The following is an 18,567-nucleotide window of genomic DNA, read 5'->3' as shown; positions in this document are numbered from 1 at the left end:
GGCCATACAGGCTGTTGTATCAGATGCTTTCATCAGCACAGCATCAGCCCTACCAACGCAAAAACAGCGGTAAATAACGATAGTCGGAAGAGCGCGGGGTGCCAGACATAACGATACACACCGTATTTGACGGCCGCTTTGTCAATCAGCCACATGCACGCCAGTACCAGACAAAAAACGAGCAATAGCCCGGGAACCAGTGCATCACCCAATACCATTTCTCGGGGCATCGTTATCTCCTCCTTCGTCGTGGATGAAAATCAATAAACAACACGTTATTTGATGACATAGCTCATGTGCTCATCCGCATCCAGAAGCGCTTGATAAAGCAGATAGAAATGTCGACGCAACTCTTCATCTTTATCCTTGAGTGGACGAATCATGTGGTCAGTATTACGCGTACTATTCAGTGCACTCAGATAACGCTCCCGTGTAGGATTACGATAGAACAGGGAAACCATTAGAATAGTGGCACGTATGGCCTTAACGATATCGTCCGGCAGGAAAGGTCGCTCGGCGACAATGGTTCTTATCTCTATCAGCGTTTGTCCTACATCATTGATAGCCAACGCGCGGTTTACCAGCTCGCTACTGTTGACAGCGCTGGTCGTTCCCAGAAGCTGATTGAAGAGATCTCGACTGCCACTTTCAAAACGCTCATGCAGACCTTCCAGAGGTTCGACTGCAGCGTAACCTACAAGACGATGCATTTGGGTATGAGCCCTCTTCGCTACCCATCCCAGGGTGCTGGCAGCCGGTAATAACAGAAAAGCAATAGCCGCACTGGCCATCCCAATCATCTGCGCGATCGCATTATTGAGATACCCCGCCACGTCGTAGACGGGTGGGTTCTTGAAGCCAACAATAAATACAATACAAATGGCATACCCAAGCCCTATCGCAAAATATTTGGGTTTTGCCATCGCGACAAACGCCAGCATCACAAAAGGCACATACGACGCAAACATGACCGGGTAATAGCTGTCAGTCAGAGGCATCACTCGAAAGATAAAGAAAAAAGCAGCAATACACGCCAGACCGTAACCGTAGGTCACTTGCAGGGTAACTTTTGCTGGATTCGGCATGCTGGAAAACAGCGCACAATACATACCGGTATTCAGCAGTGCATTGGGCCCGTAATGCCAGTTGGAGTAAATCCAGAACGCCCCCATAGCCTCAATCGCCAAAAAACAACGCACACCATTGATGATACTAGGCACTATATCGGTCATTCGCTTGAAAGGCGGATGGGTCAAATGGAACAGGCGAGAACGCCCATTGTGCAATCGATCCAGACTCTTCAGGTAATGTTCGAGTTCATCAATAATGCGAAGTAACAAACCAACCAGTGCATCAAAAGCCACATATTCGTCTGAATTGACGACAAAACGACTCATGGCCTGTGCTGCTCCTTCCCGGATTTCCTGCTCACTAACCCTCAGTCGTTCATATAAAAGGCCGGCCTGACGATTACCCCAGGGGTTTTGTCCTATCGCTTTCAATAAACTCTCATAAAGCTTGAAGGCTTCTTCTACACTGTGTTCGTGACCCGCCTTTTTCATACGAACCACCAGTGTATAAAACGAGTGAAAACTGGTCGTGGTACGCATATACCACTGATTTACATATTGAATAAACGTACTACGTGCAGCAATTTCCGTACTTTCAAAAATGGCCGATGAGCGCAAGTCTTCGATTTGAACTGCCTGACGAATAAAATCAGTATGCAAGGCCTGGACTCTGGCCGCTGAAAGCGTATCGGGAAAGCCCATACGCATGTAAGCGACAAGATCGTCAAATTGGCGGTCCAACAGGTTCCACAGGCTCTTTCCCATACGCTCGGGGAAAATCACTTCATTCACGATAGTGGTCACGATAATGCCCAGCATGACCTCACTCCCTCGAGCTACCGTCGCATCGAAGACACTCAAGGGCGTGTTGTACACCGTTAGCGTAATAAAGCAGGTGGTATACCCCGCCAGAAGAAAGCCATAGGATTTGAAATTACGCAGATAACCGGCAGCAACCGCGCATATGCCAATCCAACCACCAAACGACAGAAGGAAAAGTTCCCGGTGCTGGCTGAACAGCGCAATCAATGCAATGGAGGCAATTCCCCCCACAACGGTTCCTATCGCACGGTAAAAGCTTTTGGCAATGATCATTCCAGAGCGCCGATTCAGTATCAGCACCGTGGTAAGCATCGCCGTAGAAGGAGAGGCCAAACTGAATCGCATCGCCAACCATCCTGTTAAAAACAGGGATAACAATGCCCTGAATACAAAGATCCAGGTAGCTTTTTCCTGGCGTAATGCCGTCGTCAGATTGGCACGCCATTCAGGAGATGGGAGGGTATCAGTCTCAGAAGTGTTGGACATCGTCCTGATCCTGTTGATCACCCATTTCCAGCCCCGTCAGCATTTTTTTCAGCAATAGCTCAAGCATGTGTTGTTCAAGACGTGTCAACGCACACATTTCCTGCTCCAGCAATTGGCTGATGGGAGGCAGGAATTCCTGTACACAGGCGAGTCCTTCATGTGTCAGGGAGACAACAGCACGGCGTCGATCCTCATCATTGGGAGCACGTTGAATCAACCCTTTTTCAGTCAAACGGTTGATCAGACGAGTAATATTCGCGAGCTTTTCCCCAGCTGCCTCGCCTAATTCAGAGGGGGACATGGAATGCCCTTTCGTTCCATGTAGCATCATCAGCAGGTTGAATTCAGCATGGTTAACTTCCCAGGGGCGTAATGTCACGTTTGTTTGATCCTGCACAACACGGTAGAGGTGCTTGATCAAACGGATAACAATAGCTGACTCCCGAGGAAAGGCCGGATAGGACTGGCGGGTGACCTCAATGTGACTCTCTGTAGCAGCGAAGCGCTTTTCAAACTTGTTCATAAGTAAATAGGGGTTACACCAGAGTAATGGGAGTCAAACGAAAAAAGGACGAAATACACGATGCAGGATTAATGGCACATGACATGACCATGCAATCTCAACATTTAATACACAAATGTAATATTATTTAAGAAAAATATAGAGTGTTTGAGAAATGATGTAAAGGTAATAATGAGGCTTTAACGTGTGTAAACATAGGGCAAAATGTCGCACCTTATGTAGAACAATGGGAAGTTCACTCTATCCTGACCGCGCTATCTGCCATAGTGACCACTGCCGAATATATACAACTTTTTGCTATATTTTTTTAGTTCATTTATGAAATTAATTTAATCCATTGTACTTACGAAATGTGTGAATGGCAGGAATACGTTTTATAAGGGAGGCATTTACCTGACCGAAAAAGGCGAAAAGGTAAAATTCATTAAAATCAATAAGACAGGATATTTTATATAGGTAATCGGAAATGTTCGCATGGAAAACCCTGAGGTTACAAAACCTCAGGGTTATAGAGATAGGCATATGCCTTGAGATAGCGGAATCACGGATGCATAACGATACTGGCAATGATACCGGTGGCTACAGCCGTCAAATAATAGGCGCCATTGGCATGTATCCAGTGCTGGCCCATCGGCGGCTGAGGTAATCCATACGCTTGCCAATTCACCCAGTTACCATTGTCCTGAAAATAGTGCAATGGCATACGATTACCCTGTTTCCACCCATAGTCAGGCCCTGGGCCTTGATCGTATCCGTAACCACCTTGTGGGCCTCCATTCGGCCCTCCCTGATATCCGGGGCCACCTTGAGGGCCACTATGGTCACCACCGTGAAGGTGATGCCCGTGCCCGCCATGTGGGCCTCCATCAGCGTGCATAGCATGCGCAGGCCCTTCCATGTTTCCATTCTGAGGGCCCATGGGATCAGCATTCGTAAGTCCTGACATACCCATCAAAGGAAATACCAACGCGGCAATAGCAATGTACTTTTTCATATCGTACCTCATCAGTGTGTACAAATTCGGTCTTACTGACTTCATACAAACAATGATAAGAGCAAAATAAGAAAACAGTGTTCACAAATAGTATAAATTTGCATCCAAAGGCCTTCTTCCGAACAACAGAACCTTTGTTTTCGTTTTTATGAACCCACCTGAGTAACGATTTCAACGACCTGTCGCGCTGGCAAGCTGTAGGTATTGATCGGCCCACTGGCATTTCGGCGCATAAATCGAAACATCGCACTATTCCAGCGGAAACGCTGGTTCACGATCAATGTTTCACGCCCAACAAACCAACTGGCCCGATTGATATTCAAGTGTCCCAAATGTTCACTGAACCGATCGAGTGTATCCGGTACATCGGGGTTATCCATGAAACCGAATTTCAGTACCGTACTGGTGACCCCCTGCTCCTGAAACGTGACTTCACAGCGCTCTCGAGGCTTGAGATGCGGTACATCACATATACGAACAGTCACCAACACGATCTGCTCATGAATGACCTTGTTATGATCCAGATTTCGGCTCAGGGCCGTTGGCAGCATACTCCCGGGGGAACTGAGGTAAATGGCCTGCCCCTCAATACGGGTAATTCGCTTTTCACGCAACTCTTCAATGAATTCGCCAAGTGAACGCTCCAGAGGAATAAGCGCACGCAAGAGACGTTTTTTACCGCCATTCCAGCTCATCATCAGCCAGAAAGCGATGATGGCAATAAGTATTGGAACAATGCCCCCGTGGAAAAACTTCACCAGATTCGAGCCAAACAGAAGGACATCAACCGCAATGAATAACAGCGAAAGCGGCAAGACCCGAATCAATGACCAGCGCCAGCGACGATTCATTACAACCGAGATCAACAGACTGGTGATCAACATGGTACCCGTCACAGCCACCCCATAGGCAGCAGCGAGGTTGGCTGAGCTACGGAAACTGCACACCAGAATGATGACGCCAATCATCACCGTCCAATTGACAATAGGGACGTAGATTTGCCCGATGGATGCATTCGATGTGTGGAAAATGCGCAACCGTGGCAAATAGCCCAGACTGATGGCCTGCTGGCTAATCGAGAACGCTGCCGTTATAACAGCCTGCGAAGCAATAATGGATGCCAATGCCGCCAGTATGATGACATAAGGCAGTAACATGTGAGGCACAAGCTCATAGAAGGGATTCTGCAACGTTCCCTGATGGGACAGAATTAACCCGCCTTGACCAAAATAGTTAAGGACCAATGCAGGAAATGCAATCAGCAACCACGCCCTTGCAATTGTATTACGGCCAAAATGCCCCATGTCGGCATACAGAGCCTCCGCCCCTGTGATGGCCAGGGTAATCGCAGAAAAAATGGAAATCCCCACACCAGGGTTATCACGGAAGAAGAAAATGGCCCGCAAGGGGTTAAGGGCCATCAGTACTTCAGGAGCCATCCAGATACCTCTCAGGCCAACAAGTGCCAGCACAATAAACCAGACGAGGATCACAGGACCAAATAACTTTCCAATGCGCTCTGTTCCAAATGGCTGAATCAAAAAAAGCAGCATTAGAATCACAATGGCAACCGGTACGATAAAATGCGTTAACCCCGGGTGTGCGATACTGATTCCTTCTACGGAAGAGAGCACGGAAACTGCCGGTGTGATCATGCTGTCACCGTATAGCAACGCGGCACCTGCCAACCCAAGAAGTACCAGCAAGTGCTTGCTACGCCGTTTTTTCACGGCACTTCTCACCAGTGTCATGAGGGCAAGAATACCTCCTTCCCCATGGTTATCTGCGCGGGTAACAAAGAGCAGGTACTTGAATCCGACTACCCAAACCAATGCCCAAAAGATAAGCGACAATACACCCAAAATACCGGTTGTATTTACCGCTACACCATAGCCGCCAGTAAGTACTTCTCTCAGCGCATACAGGGGGCTGGTACCGATATCACCAAATACGACACCAATCGCAGCAATCATTAATCCCACGCAGGACTCTTCCCGCGGTGAAATCGAGAGTGTAGGTTCATCCTCTGTCATTTTGATAACCGTTCTTATACCTGGTGGCCCATCAAAAAAAGCCAAAGACGTAATTCATCCTTTGCGGGTGATAATACGCCAATGACCTTCCTGCAAAAAAAGCACGCGAACTTCCCATTCGACCATGGCTGGTCAATATGGGTAGTATTTCAAAAGTGCCTACTACTGATTAATTGATGATCAATTGCTCTGTTGCCAAACGATACATGCAAAGCGATAAACCAAAGCACCTGACTGTTTTCGCATTGCTCAGACGTATTCATACAAGCTGGAATACGCAATAGCGTTATGTCACAACGCTTGATTCGTCGTAAGTTCACTAAAAGTCGATCGACTTTAAAGCGGACAAAACAATGTTATCTACAAATAAAAAAAGACGACCGCCCGCTGCCGTTCAATTACAGCAACCAGCGACTACCGTCTTGAGTCTGCAAGGATATAGACCCTGCTACAAAATGCAAACTTTGCAGGGGCTATATATATCCTTTATAACGCCTTATGCCTGTTGAACGATCACGCTAATACCATTAACGAGAAATTGTACGCCCATTCCTATCAACAGGAAGCCCACCAGCCGGGAAATGGCATCAATGCCCGATTTTCCCAGAACACGCATAATGACCGTCGCCCCTTTCATGGCAATGTAGTAGATCAGCGCGATGATGATGATTGATGATATTACACCGGCATTCAAGGCTAACGACCAACGCTGATCCGGAGTTACCGACGCCGCAGCACTAATAATGACTGCTATCGTTCCGGGTCCTGCAGTACCGGGCAAAGCAAGAGGTACAAAGGATAAGTCACGCACATGGGGCTTTTCCTTATCCTCTTTGCTCAACATTTGATGTTGGGCATCCTCTTCACTCTGACTGCTCGGGAACAACATGGTAAAGCCAATATAGCCAACGACAAGGCCACCGGTGATACGTAACCCCGGCAGTGAAATACCAAAAGCCGACATGATGAAGTTACCCCCATAGTAACAAACCACCATGATCAGAATGATATAAACAGTTGAACGTTTGATCTGCCGAAGACGCTCCGTGGCATCAAGCTCTGCACCAAGCGACAACATGAGCGACACACTCGTCAGAGGGTTGGCCATAGGCAACAATGCCAATACCCCTAGCAACGTATAATGCAAATAAGTAATAAATACCTCCCGGGCAAAGACCCTTTCAACATCGACTCAAGGCGAGTGACAAGTAGAAACACCACTTATTCATCTGGTACTCAGCCCCTCTTCCCTCTCGCCCTGTTCACTAAGTGGCAAAGTTGAGATAGCGTTAGCCTCTAAGCTGATAAAGCCAGGGAATGACGCAAAAGCCGAAGATTACAGTTCATCCAAACCTTTTTCGGCCATGGCCGCAGCGGTAAATAGCGCACGACGTTTATTCAATGTTTCCTGCCATTCATCCTCGGGATTGGAATCTGCCACGATGCCCCCTCCCGCCTGAACATGCAATTGCCCGTCCTTGATTACACCGGTACGGATGGCAATCGCTGTATCCATATTACCTTGCCATGAAATATAGCCCACCGCGCCTGAATAGATATTACGCTTGACTGGCTCTATTTCATTAATGACTTCAAGGGCCCGCACCTTGGCTGCCCCGGAGACGGTGCCGGCGGGGAAAGTGGCTCGCAACACATCCATGGGACCCAACTCGGGACGAAGCCGACCATTGACATTGGAGACGATATGCATGACATGCGAGTATCGTTCGATCGTCATTTTATCCGTCAGTTTAACGGTACCATCGATACAGATACGCCCCGCATCATTACGTCCCAGGTCAATCAGCATGACATGTTCCGCTCGCTCCTTGGGATCGGAGAGCAGCTCCTGCTCAAGCTGAAGGTCTTCCTCTGCATCCCGCCCTCTTTTCCGCGTTCCGGCTATAGGACGTACAGTAACTTCCCCTTCCTCCAGCCGTGCCAGTATCTCTGGTGAAGAACCCACCACATAGTGGTCAGCCAAATTGAAGAAATACATATAGGGGGACGGGTTGAGTGTACGAAGAGCCCGATACAAATCCAAAGGTGTAGCCTTGTATTCGATACTCATGCGCTGTGAAGGAACACATTGCATCAAATCGCCTGAAAGAACGTACTGCTTAATGGTTCCAACAGCCTCTTTGTAACCTTGTTCCGTGAAACTGCCCGAAAAATTGTTTTCATCAATCACTCGACCTGTACCGGGGCTACGCAATGACACTGTTCGGTCACGCAGTTCTCGAACCAGATCGTCTATCCGTTTGTTTGCCAGACCCAACGCATTAGGCTGTGCGGGATCAGCATGTGTCAGTACCGTTATCCGGCCTGAAAGATTGTCAAAGATCAACGCTTCCTGACATACCAATAACAGGATGTCAGGAATATTCATTGGATCCGGTTTTATATTATTGCGTAACTTGGGCTCGATATAACGCACCGTTTCAAAACCGAAATACCCCACCAGACCACCACCGAACATGGCGGTATTACCGACCTCAGGTACATTGATAGTCTTGCGGAACTGTTCAATCCACTCAAGGGGGTCCTCCACTTCACTGGCACCCACAAGCTCACCATCCCTGAAGTGCTGAACAGTAAAGTCATGGACCTCAATACGTTCACGACACGGTAATCCAATAATGGAGTAACGCCCCCACTTTTCGCCCCCTTGAACCGACTCGAGCAAAAAGGTCCAAGGTTCATCTGCCAACTTGAGATAAGTAGAGAGGGGAGTATCAAGGTCAGCCAGAATTTCCCGAGTAACGGGAATCCGGTTATAACCTTGCTCGGCAAGTTCAGCAAAACGCTCGGGCGTCATTTTAAAATCCTTGTGGCAGTATTAAATGCCGGCTCATTTGTTATTTAAAGGCCGGTCTTCTTGCTTTTTATTGAAAACGATACGCATGCAAAGCATTCATGCGCTATATCCCGTATTCCCTTGAGCGAAAACCACGGATCAAGCCACGCCAAGAAACACGGGTACAACTTAGTACGACATGCACTTATGATACCGTCTGCAAGGATGGGATGCAGCTCTTGGCACCATGAGGCATGAAGCGAAGACGTGTTTTGCTTTTGGTCGTTTTGATCTTGGCAGATTTACTTCATAGGGTTGTAATTTCTGAAGAAATTTAAATCTTTGGAGAAAGCGAGAGCTCATAGGCAAGCTACTTCCTTTATTTTCAATCCAGAAATTTTAGACCTTAAGAAACAGCCACTTGCCCGCCCTTCAACGGGATCACGTTATCCGGTAAGCGCAACTATACACTGGGTCATCAAACGACATCCTCCAGGGATTCTACCAGCCAATCCGGATCACTAAGCTCTATCGGCTCTCCATGATTATATCCGTAAGTTACTGCAAGAGAGCGCATGGGAACACTTTTGGCCGCCTGAATATCATTACGTGAATCCCCCACCATCAAACAGCTTTCCGGGTCTATACCCAGCACATCACAAACATGGTGTAACTGAGCGGGGTCCGGTTTTTTCGCCTCAAGTTCGTCTCCACCAACGACAACGTCAAAAATATCGTTTATGCCCAGTGTTTCGAGAATAGGGCCAACAAAAACGCTAGGCTTGTTGGTCACGATCGCGAATAAAAAACCGGCTTCCCTATTTATATGAAGAAAGTCCCTCACACCTTCATACACGTAGGATTGTTCACATACATGGTTGGCGTAATGAGCGTCGAAAGACGCCAGATACCTGTCCAACTGGGCATCAATATCGCCTTCGGTAAGCCCAGCATCCACCAGGGCTCGACGCACTAACATGCGTGTACCATTACCAATCCAGATAGCGGCTTTCTCTTGGCCAGCGGGGGAGAATCCAGCCTCTTTCAACATTGAGTCGAGCGCATGGGAAAGATCCGGCAAGGAATTTACCAAGGTTCCATCAAGGTCACAGATGATGAGTCGGATGGAATCGAGTGCGGGATGCACGCGCAGTACTCCTTTTATCAAAAACATGTACAAAATGTTAGAAAAATTACTTACTCACAGGAAAGCAACTTACATAAAGACAAAAGTCTCAAGCGCAAAACAAAATAACCATTGAAATCAGATACAGTATCCTAACACCCCCCCTAACGTCTCACTACCTTCGCCTGCACTTATTCAACCTCTATTCAATACCATTTGGCTGATGTCATTAAATCAGCCCTTTTGAGAAGAGAGCTCAGAACAGTGCTTTTCAGTTCATACGCCCATATCTCCACAATTTTTACCTGCACTTAGCGGTTAAACAGCATGAACTCATTCATTGACTTAATGTAGTACATATCTGCCTATTACGTTCCCATTGGAAGTATTTAGAAACCACACGGTAGTTATCACACCCGCATTCGATCAATTTGGAGGGTCATATTACCCTATCGTCGAAAGCGATAGCGCCCTATACCGCATCAGATGCTGCTAAACTTGTAAACAGAATTCTAATGACTGTACTGCTCTGGAGTACGTATGACGCTTCCTCGTATAGTAATTGTAGGCGGTGGTGCGGGAGGCATAGAGTTGGCAACCCGTTTGGGAAGAGCGCTTGGACGACGAAAAAAAGCCGACATTATTCTGGTTGATCGCAACCCAACCCATATTTGGAAACCCCTGTTGCATGAAGTCGCCGTAGGGGCCATCGATACTGATCTTGATCAGGTATCTTACCAAAGCCACTCCAGGTCCAATCACTATCGTTTCCAACTCGGTACGATGAGCGGATTGAACAGGGAGGCACAAAAGGTCACCCTCGCCCCCATCAATGATGATAAACATCAGCAAATATTGCCTGAAAGGCATATCGAGTATGATTATCTGGTACTTGCATTGGGAAGCGTCTCCAACGACTTTGGAACGCCAGGGGTAAAAGATCATTGTTTCTTTCTGGACTCCCCTCAACAGGCTGAATACTTTCGTCGAGAAATGCTGAATACCTTCCTTCGTACGGCCAGTTCAGAGAAACATGAGGGAAGTGATTTGACCGTGGCTATTGTAGGCGCAGGGGCAACCGGGGTTGAGCTCTCGGCCGAGCTTTTCAATGCAATCGAAATGCTGAATAGCTACAACGCCAACGATTTTCCCCGCAATAGCTTGAAAGTACATCTGATAGAAGCGGCTCCACGCATCCTGCCTGCTCTGGGTGAACGTATCAGTGAAAAAGTGAATCGGCAGCTGCAAGTATTAGGTGTCGAAATACACACGGGCACCCAGGTATCACAGGCGGATGAGAAAGGCTTCGAGACTACCACAGGCGCACGCATAAATGCTGATCTGCTGGTGTGGGCCGCAGGCGTTAGAGGCCCCCGACTTCTTTCAACTCTGGGACTTTCTACGCGCCCCAATTACCAGGTGCTGGTCGAGGAAACACTACGAAGTATTGATGATCCACGCATTTTTGCGATTGGTGATTGTGCGGCCTGTCCTCAACCACAAAACCGATTCGTACCGCCCAGAGCTCAAGCGGCTCATCAAATGTCCTCTCAACTGCTGGCTAATTTCAAACGCTTGCTAAGAGGGGATGAATTAAAACCATTTATCTATAAGGATATGGGCTCGCTGGTATCGCTTTCGAAATTTCAAACATTCGGAAGCATTATGCGAGGGACATCAATGCGTGGGTTCTTTGTTGAAGGATGGCTGGCGAAAATCTCATACACTTCACTTTACCGCATGCACCAGCTTGCCATATACGGTTGGCCAAGAACTATCGCCAAGGTGATTGTAGACCGACTGAATCGATGGTTGCAGCCAAAACTCAAGCTACATTGACAGGGAACATGGGATGGGCAATATACATGATATTCCCTTTTGATCCCCGGTTTTCATAATGTATACATAACAGGACACAAAACCACTTTTCGGAGTGGTTTTTATTGCAGGATCATACCCCTTTGGGCGCTCTACATTTGGCCGCCCTGCCACTCGCTCGCACTCCTCCCTTTGGACGCTTCACAACAGCATCCTGTTGCGTAGCATTCCCTCCGCCAGGTAATAAAGGCACGGTAAGTATCTCAACATGTAGCGATATTGACTCGGCACAGAGATCACACGACAAGTTCACTGGTCAGGTTTACAGATACAATCGGGTTTACAGATAAGACCTGGTTTAGAAGCACAATGAAGCAAAAAATTATACGGACAAGGTTTAACAGGAAAAAGCGAGGGGATAGATTATACAGGGGGGGGAGATCATGAATGGCGGACCGGACGGGACTCGAACCCGCGACCTCCGGCGTGACAGGCCGGCATTCTAACCAGCTGAACTACCGGTCCGCATAAGAAAAACCATTTGAATCTTGCCGAGATTCGGTGTTACTCAAATTGAGCCAACACTTTAAATGGTGGGTGGTACAGGGTTCGAACCTGTGACCCCCAGCTTGTAAGGCTGGTGCTCTACCAACTGAGCTAACCACCCATCAGAGGCATTCCCTGTTCTCGGGAATGGGGATACTACCCACAACTACCTGATGGTGTCCAATTATCGTAATTGCATCATGATGGCGGACCGGACGGGACTCGAACCCGCGACCTCCGGCGTGACAGGCCGGCATTCTAACCAGCTGAACTACCGGTCCACTTGAAATCACGCTAATCACGCTCAAAAATGAGCACTCATACCATGATAAATATGCAATGATCAAACAATAACCAAACAGCTGTTATCCCATTACCGTGTGACAACACTCGATCTGCGACTCTTCGCTCAATCTTTAGTCAAAGATCATACATTAGCTTTACATGATGCATAATGGCGGACCGGACGGGACTCGAACCCGCGACCTCCGGCGTGACAGGCCGGCATTCTAACCAGCTGAACTACCGGTCCACTTCCATGCAAAAAAGCATTTGTGCAAAACACATCTGTATGACATTAACAACATGAATCACGTTGGATAATGCTCCTGAAAATCAGGAAACAGCGACATGAACATTTTAAAACATACTAAACTTTTCAAAACACAATCCAAAATGAACAGTTCGGACTAGCCGCTTAACGAGCTATTTCAACTGATGTTCAACATTTTGAATGGTGGGTGGTACAGGGTTCGAACCTGTGACCCCCAGCTTGTAAGGCTGGTGCTCTACCAACTGAGCTAACCACCCGTTCATGTGGCTGCGCATTTTACCTATACCCCCATGAAAGTCAAACAGTTTTTCTCATATGGAGGGTTTATTTACATTACCACTCTATTTAACGAATCACACGCCAGTCGAGTGAATCGTCACCTTCATCGATAGGCTGCAGATCAATTCGATCCTTCAAGCGCTCATGACGCTTCTGTTCAAGGTGATTGAAATCAAACAAATTCCGATCAGCCAATTGAGAAGGTGCAATGTTGGTTACCGCCTTGAACATGGTTTCAATGCGCCCCGGATGCTCTTTGTTCCACTTCTGCAGCATCTCCTTGACGTTTTGCCGCTGCAGATTTTCCTGACTCCCACACAAGTTACAGGGGATAATCGGAAACTGCATGGCATTGGCGTATTCGATAATATCTGCTTCAGGCACATATGAGAGCGGCCTGATAACGATATGCCGACCATCATCAGACAATAATTTCGGCGGCATCGCTTTCAAACTGCCGGCGAAAAACATGTTAAGGAACAAGGTTTCAAGAATATCATCACGATGATGCCCCAAAGCGATCTTGGTAGCACCGATCTCCTCTGCGAAACCATAAAGTGTTCCTCTACGCAAACGGGAGCACAACCCACAGGTCGTTTTTCCTTCAGGCACCTTCTCCTTCACTATCGAATAGGTATCCCGTTCCACGATGTGGAAGCGTACCCCCGTCTTTTTCAGGTACTCGGGAAGAACATGCTCGGGGAATCCCGGCTGCTTTTGATCAAGGTTAACGGCAATCAGCTCGAAATTGATTGGCGCATTGCGTTGAAGGCTTCGTAGTACCTCTAACATCGTATAGGAATCTTTGCCCCCTGAGAGGCACACCATAATGCGATCGCCCTCTTCAATCATCGAATAATCGATAATCGCATTACCCACCAGGCGACGCAGGCGTTTTTGCAATTTATTGAATTCACGACGACGCTTGGGCGCATCTGCATCATGACCGAAATCAGGATGAGCTGCACTGCCTTGGGCCGCGTCAAGAGAGGCATCATCTGAAGTGTCTCCATTGACTACTTCAGCCTCGGATTGTGCTCTTGCTGTAGGGCTGAGCTCATGGGCAAGAACGTCAGGGGACGCACCTTTCTGCGAAGTGTCCGGGCGGTGGGGAGTCTCGACATTCGATGTCGTACGATCGTTATCGGCAGAAATGTCGTTGTCGGTAAAGAAAGAGGAAGTTGGCATGTTTTTCACTGAAAAAGCTGGAAAAAGGGCAATTCGCAAGATGATACCACTGAACCCCGAGGTGACGAAATCAGGCTGAATACAACACGTTCCTGTCCGGTCTTCAATCGCAAACAAGAGGCGACTCATTCAAGGGCATTCCCTGCCGACATCGATTGCCAACCAGGATTGACGCAAAGCCCGTGTGGATACACACGTGAATTCATGTTCAATTATCGTGGAAACTGACGTTTTTAGGCCAAGAGACTGTTACACTCACGTGTACGTCAACAGGGAGTGTGTCATGTTTCAAGGCTGGCTACTGATCGTTATTTCACTGGGCTACATTGGCCTTTTGTTTGCTATCGCATGGATGGGAGATCGCCTGGCATTGCAACGCGGGGGCATTCACCGTCGCCCCGTGGTTTATAGTCTGGCTCTGGCTGTTTACAGCACCTCCTGGACACTCTTCGGCGCCGTCGGCGAAGGTGCACGTTACAGCTACGGCGAACTGCCCATCTTTTTGGGGCCAATACTCACTTTTATGCTGTTTTGGCCCGTCATTCAGAAAATGATTCGGGTAGCCAAGCTTCAGAATGTCACATCACTGGCGGACTTCATCGCCTCACGCTACGGTAAATCACAAGCCCTTGCCGCCTTCTGCGGATTGGCTGCGCTTCTGACCACTCTTCCCTATATTGCCTTGCAGCTGAAAGCAATGTCGCTCAGCTTCAATATTTTTACCTCTCGAAGTGATTTCGTCAGCACTTCAGTGAAGGGAGATAACGCATTATATCTCTCTCTCTTCATGGCGCTGTTTGCCATTTTCTTTGGAACACGCAAAACGAATGCGACTGAGCACCATGATGGGATTATTCAATCCATCTCTTTCGAGTCCATTCTGAAGATAACTGCCGGTATTATCCTTGCAGTAGTGGCCGTATGGATTGGAACGCATGGCATTGAAGGCTTGAAAGAGCATTTATCGATTGCCAATAATCATCCGATGCCCACGATGGATATCGATTACCAGTCTGGGCACCCCTTCGGACATGGTGTATGGATACAGACTTTACTGGCCATGTTGGCAGTCTTCTGCGTGCCTTTGCAGTTTCATATGACGGTGGTCGAACATACGAATGAAGCCGACGATCGCCGAGCCCGATGGTTGTTTCCGCTCTATCTGCTTATTGCCGTCATCTGTGTTATCCCTGTACTGCATCTGACGGTAGCTCTGTATGGCTCAACCAATATTGATCCTGATACCTATATCCTCAACCTGCCCCTCACGCTGGGTAGCAAATGGCTGGGGCTGATCATTTTTATCGGTGGATTTGCTGCTGGTAGCGGTATGGTGGTCATGGCCAGTGTGACTCTTTCCATCATGATTTCCAACGAGGTCATCATCCCATTGATGCACAACCTCGGCTGGTTCAATCGCACGAGCGGCAATGATACTCGTTGGCTTTTACGCATACGCCGTTGCATCATCATACTGGTTATTGCCATGGCTTATGGAGTTAACCGCCTGACAGGGGGTACCAGCTCACTTTCGGCATTGGGCTGGTTATCATTGGCAGGATTGGCGCAGCTGGCACCGGCACTTATTGGTGGGCTTTACTGGAAACGGGGCAATCGCTACGGCGTGAGCGTAGGCATTACCGTAGGGTTGGCATTATGGGCCTATACACTGCTACTCCCCACATTGATCCGTGCCGGCGTCATCAGTGAGTCAGTCAATACGCAAGGCCCATTCGGCCTGAGTTGGCTGAGCCCGCTTCATCCCTTCAACATTCATATTTCCAGCCCCTTCACGCAAGGCGTATTACTCTCAATTGGCTGGAACCTATTCTTCTATATTCTGATATCACAGATTACTCGCCCAAGGGTCGTCGAAAGGATACAGGCTTCCCTCTTTGTTGACAGCGCCAGCCTGCAACCTACGCTGAACCGCCCTTCAACCGGAACCACGACCATTGGTGACCTGACAGGGTTGAGCAAACGTTTCCTTAATGATGAACAGGTGGACCGCGCCTTCCGCGAACACTTGAATTTGAGTGGTGATCAAACCTCCCCTCCGATCAATTTACATGCGACATTCGATACCATTCAATTCACGGAGCGCCTGTTGGCAACAGCCATTGGGGCATCGTCTGCACGCATTGTGATTAATTCGGCGTTGTCCCGCCGGGGGATCGAACTCTCGGATGTTGTGTCCATTATCGACGAGTCATCGCAGGTGCTCGAGTTCAATCGAACGCTGTTGCAATCCACTATCGAAAACCTTCATCAAGCGATCAGCGTGGTCGATCATGATCAGAAACTGGTGGTCTGGAACCGTCGCTATATTGAGCTGTTTGATTTCCCCGATAATCTTATACGTGTCGGCACTCCTTTCGAAAAAGTGTTTCGCTACAATGCAGAGCTGGGGGAATATGGCCCCGGCAATGTCGAGGAACATGTCAATCACTTGATGTCGGAATTGAAGACCGCTGCTCCACACCATACACAACGCCATCGCCATAATGGCACCGTGCTGGATATTCAGGGCTATCCCATGCCGGGGGGTGGCTATGTTTATACCTATCAGGACATTACCGATCAGAAACGAACGGAAGAAGCGCTCAAGCAATCGGAAAGCAATATCCGCATCTACACTGACAATGTACCTGCATTGATCGCCTACTTTGATGCCAAGTGCCGCTATTTATTTACCAATCATGCCTACGAAACATTCATGCAGATTGATCGAAAGTCAGCGATGGGCAAATATGCTGACGAGGTCATGACTGATCGGGACTGGAAAGTGCGAGCTCCATGGGTGCGTCGTGCACTGGAAGGTGAACGAGTCAACTATGAGCTCTCGATTGATGATCAGGATGGCAGTATTCACTACATGCTGGCGACGTACACCCCCCACCTTGGTGTAGGCGCACGCGTATTGGGTTTTTTCGCCCTCTATCAGGATATTACCGAACGTCGTCTGGCTGAAATCGCATTGAAAGAGACCAATGAGCATCTGGAAGAACGCGTTCGTGGAAGAACCAAGGAACTCTCCGCTGTTAACGAAGCGCTTCGACAGGAAAATACGGTGCGTGCTCAGGCGGAACAGGCGTTGCGTCAGGCCATGTTGGTAGCCGAAGGGGCCAATGCATCGAAGACTCGCTTCCTGGCCGCAGCCAGCCATGACCTATTACAGCCACTCAATGCAGCCCGGCTCTTTACTTCTGCCCTATCACAAAAGTTCGTGGGCAGCGAGCACATGAATACGCTGAACCATATCGATAATTCATTACAGTCTGCCGAAGAGCTGTTAAGCACTCTGCTGGATATTTCCAAACTGGATGCAGGGGCACTCACGCCCAAGCGTAAACACTTTGACCTGAGTGAAATCTTTCGTCCTCTTCAGGCACAGTTTGACGTAATGGCCGCAGAACGCGGACTCGAATTCCATGTTGTGGAAACGCATGCTGTGATTGATTCAGATCCACAAATGTTACGCCGCATCGTGCAAAACTTTCTCTCCAATGCACTCAGATACACTCAGGAAGGCAGAGTTTTACTAGGCTGTCGTCGCCGCGGACAGCATATCGTCGTGGAAGTCTGGGATACAGGTCCAGGCATACCCGAATCCAAACAGAGCGAAATTTTCCAGGAATTCCGCCGGCTTGACCAGCAAACACGCCATCGGGAAAGTGAGAAAGGGCTTGGCCTTGGACTCTCCATTTCTGACCGTATGTCAAAAGTGTTGAATCATCCCTTGGAGGTTCACTCACAATTGGGCAAGGGAACTGTTTTTTCTCTTCAGGTCCCGTGGTTCAAGGGAGAAAGCATTACGCGTGAAACACCGCAACAAAAGCGGGCCATGGCGGGAAATAAACTCAAGGGAACGCGTATTCTTTGTATTGATAATGAAACACTGACACTGGAAGGTATGCGAGCCATTCTGGAGGGATGGGAATGCGAGGTCTATACGGCGACAACCATTGGCGGGGCGAAGTCAGTATTACGTAATCTGGATGGTGTACCGGATGCCATTTTGGCGGATTACCATCTCGACAATGAAATTACCGGCCTGATGGCGCTTGAAGCGATTAATGAACAGATTCGGGAAGAAGTCCCGGGTATCGTGGTTACAGCCGATAGAACAGAGGAAGTTGCTGATCTAGTGCGCCGGGCCGGCTACCATTTGCTGAATAAACCCCTGCGTCCGGCGTCGTTACGCGCCCTGCTCACTCGCCTGCTGCAAGCAAAACGGAATGCGAGAAGATTCAGGCAGTAGTCATCCTGCTCACTAAAGCCGCAAAAAAGAAAAAGGCATGCCAGGTGAGCATGCCTTTTGCGGACGGAAAA

General features: G+C 48.4%; 10 protein-coding genes, 5 tRNA genes and 1 pseudogene. 2 read left to right on the top strand and 14 right to left on the bottom strand.

Translation table 11 applies throughout. The annotated features are described in order from the left end of the window. Nucleotides 1-32: 32 nt before the first annotated feature. From LMG33818_RS05935 to LMG33818_RS05900, 8 genes are all read right to left on the bottom strand, one after another. Entirely contained in the window at nt 33-230 is a 198-nt protein-coding gene (locus tag LMG33818_RS05935) for a DUF1656 domain-containing protein (RefSeq protein WP_442322442.1), read from the bottom strand. Nucleotides 231-275: 45 nt separating this feature from the next. Next, nucleotides 276-2,378 (bottom strand): FUSC family protein, encoded by a 2,103-nt coding sequence (locus tag LMG33818_RS05930; protein ID WP_442322441.1) that lies wholly within the window; start codon nt 2,376-2,378, stop codon nt 276-278. After that, on the bottom strand, nt 2,362-2,901 hold the full coding sequence (locus tag LMG33818_RS05925; protein WP_442322440.1) for a MarR family winged helix-turn-helix transcriptional regulator: 540 nt from the start codon (nt 2,899-2,901) through the stop codon (nt 2,362-2,364). The genes LMG33818_RS05930 and LMG33818_RS05925 overlap by 17 nt, the downstream gene beginning before the upstream one ends. 541 nt (nt 2,902-3,442) lie before the next feature. Beyond that, on the bottom strand, nt 3,443-3,895 hold the full coding sequence (locus LMG33818_RS05920; RefSeq protein WP_442322439.1) for an RcnB family protein: 453 nt from the start codon (nt 3,893-3,895) through the stop codon (nt 3,443-3,445). Nucleotides 3,896-4,041: 146 nt separating this feature from the next. Beyond that, entirely contained in the window at nt 4,042-5,928 is a 1,887-nt protein-coding gene (locus LMG33818_RS05915; RefSeq protein WP_442322438.1) for a potassium transporter Kup, read from the bottom strand. A 496-nt stretch (nt 5,929-6,424) separates the two neighbouring features. Continuing rightward, nucleotides 6,425-7,075: a MarC family NAAT transporter gene (locus tag LMG33818_RS05910; RefSeq protein WP_442322437.1), complete on the bottom strand. Its 651-nt coding sequence runs from the start codon at nt 7,073-7,075 to the stop codon at nt 6,425-6,427. A 189-nt stretch (nt 7,076-7,264) separates the two neighbouring features. Next, nucleotides 7,265-8,746, bottom strand: a complete 1,482-nt coding sequence (gene trpE / locus LMG33818_RS05905) for an anthranilate synthase component I (protein ID WP_442322436.1) — start codon at nt 8,744-8,746, stop codon at nt 7,265-7,267. Nucleotides 8,747-9,203: 457 nt separating this feature from the next. Further along, nucleotides 9,204-9,872, bottom strand: coding sequence for a phosphoglycolate phosphatase (locus LMG33818_RS05900; protein WP_442322435.1), 669 nt, complete (start codon nt 9,870-9,872; stop codon nt 9,204-9,206). A gap of 519 nt (nt 9,873-10,391) precedes the next feature. On the opposite strand from LMG33818_RS05900, the gene LMG33818_RS05895 reads away from it, so the two are divergent. Continuing rightward, nucleotides 10,392-11,690 (top strand): NAD(P)/FAD-dependent oxidoreductase, encoded by a 1,299-nt coding sequence (locus tag LMG33818_RS05895; protein WP_442322434.1) that lies wholly within the window; start codon nt 10,392-10,394, stop codon nt 11,688-11,690. A 427-nt stretch (nt 11,691-12,117) separates the two neighbouring features. Here LMG33818_RS05895 and LMG33818_RS05890 read toward each other — a convergent pair. The 6 genes and pseudogenes from LMG33818_RS05890 to ttcA all read right to left on the bottom strand — a co-directional run. Further along, nucleotides 12,118-12,194 (bottom strand) — tRNA-Asp (locus LMG33818_RS05890). Between the two features lie 66 nt (nt 12,195-12,260). After that, nucleotides 12,261-12,336, bottom strand: a tRNA-Val gene (locus LMG33818_RS05885). A gap of 83 nt (nt 12,337-12,419) precedes the next feature. Continuing rightward, nucleotides 12,420-12,496: transfer RNA gene (locus LMG33818_RS05880), tRNA-Asp, on the bottom strand. Nucleotides 12,497-12,670: 174 nt separating this feature from the next. After that, nucleotides 12,671-12,747, bottom strand: a tRNA-Asp gene (locus LMG33818_RS05875). Nucleotides 12,748-12,949: 202 nt separating this feature from the next. Continuing rightward, a tRNA-Val gene (locus tag LMG33818_RS05870) sits at nt 12,950-13,025 on the bottom strand. Between the two features lie 88 nt (nt 13,026-13,113). Further along, nucleotides 13,114-13,974 (bottom strand): annotated as a pseudogene (ttcA, locus tag LMG33818_RS05865) (tRNA 2-thiocytidine(32) synthetase TtcA); the annotation flags it as partial. A gap of 544 nt (nt 13,975-14,518) precedes the next feature. Between ttcA and LMG33818_RS05860 the strand changes: the two are divergent. After that, nucleotides 14,519-18,496: a hybrid sensor histidine kinase/response regulator gene (locus LMG33818_RS05860; protein WP_442322433.1), complete on the top strand. Its 3,978-nt coding sequence runs from the start codon at nt 14,519-14,521 to the stop codon at nt 18,494-18,496. The last annotated feature ends 71 nt before the right edge of the window (nt 18,497-18,567 follow it).

Source organism: Cernens ardua (assembly GCF_051251085.1).
Lineage (GTDB): Bacteria > Pseudomonadota > Gammaproteobacteria > Pseudomonadales > Halomonadaceae > Cernens > Cernens ardua.
The sequence above is the reverse complement of the archived record's forward strand: the minus strand, read 5'-3'. Positions and strand labels throughout refer to the sequence as shown.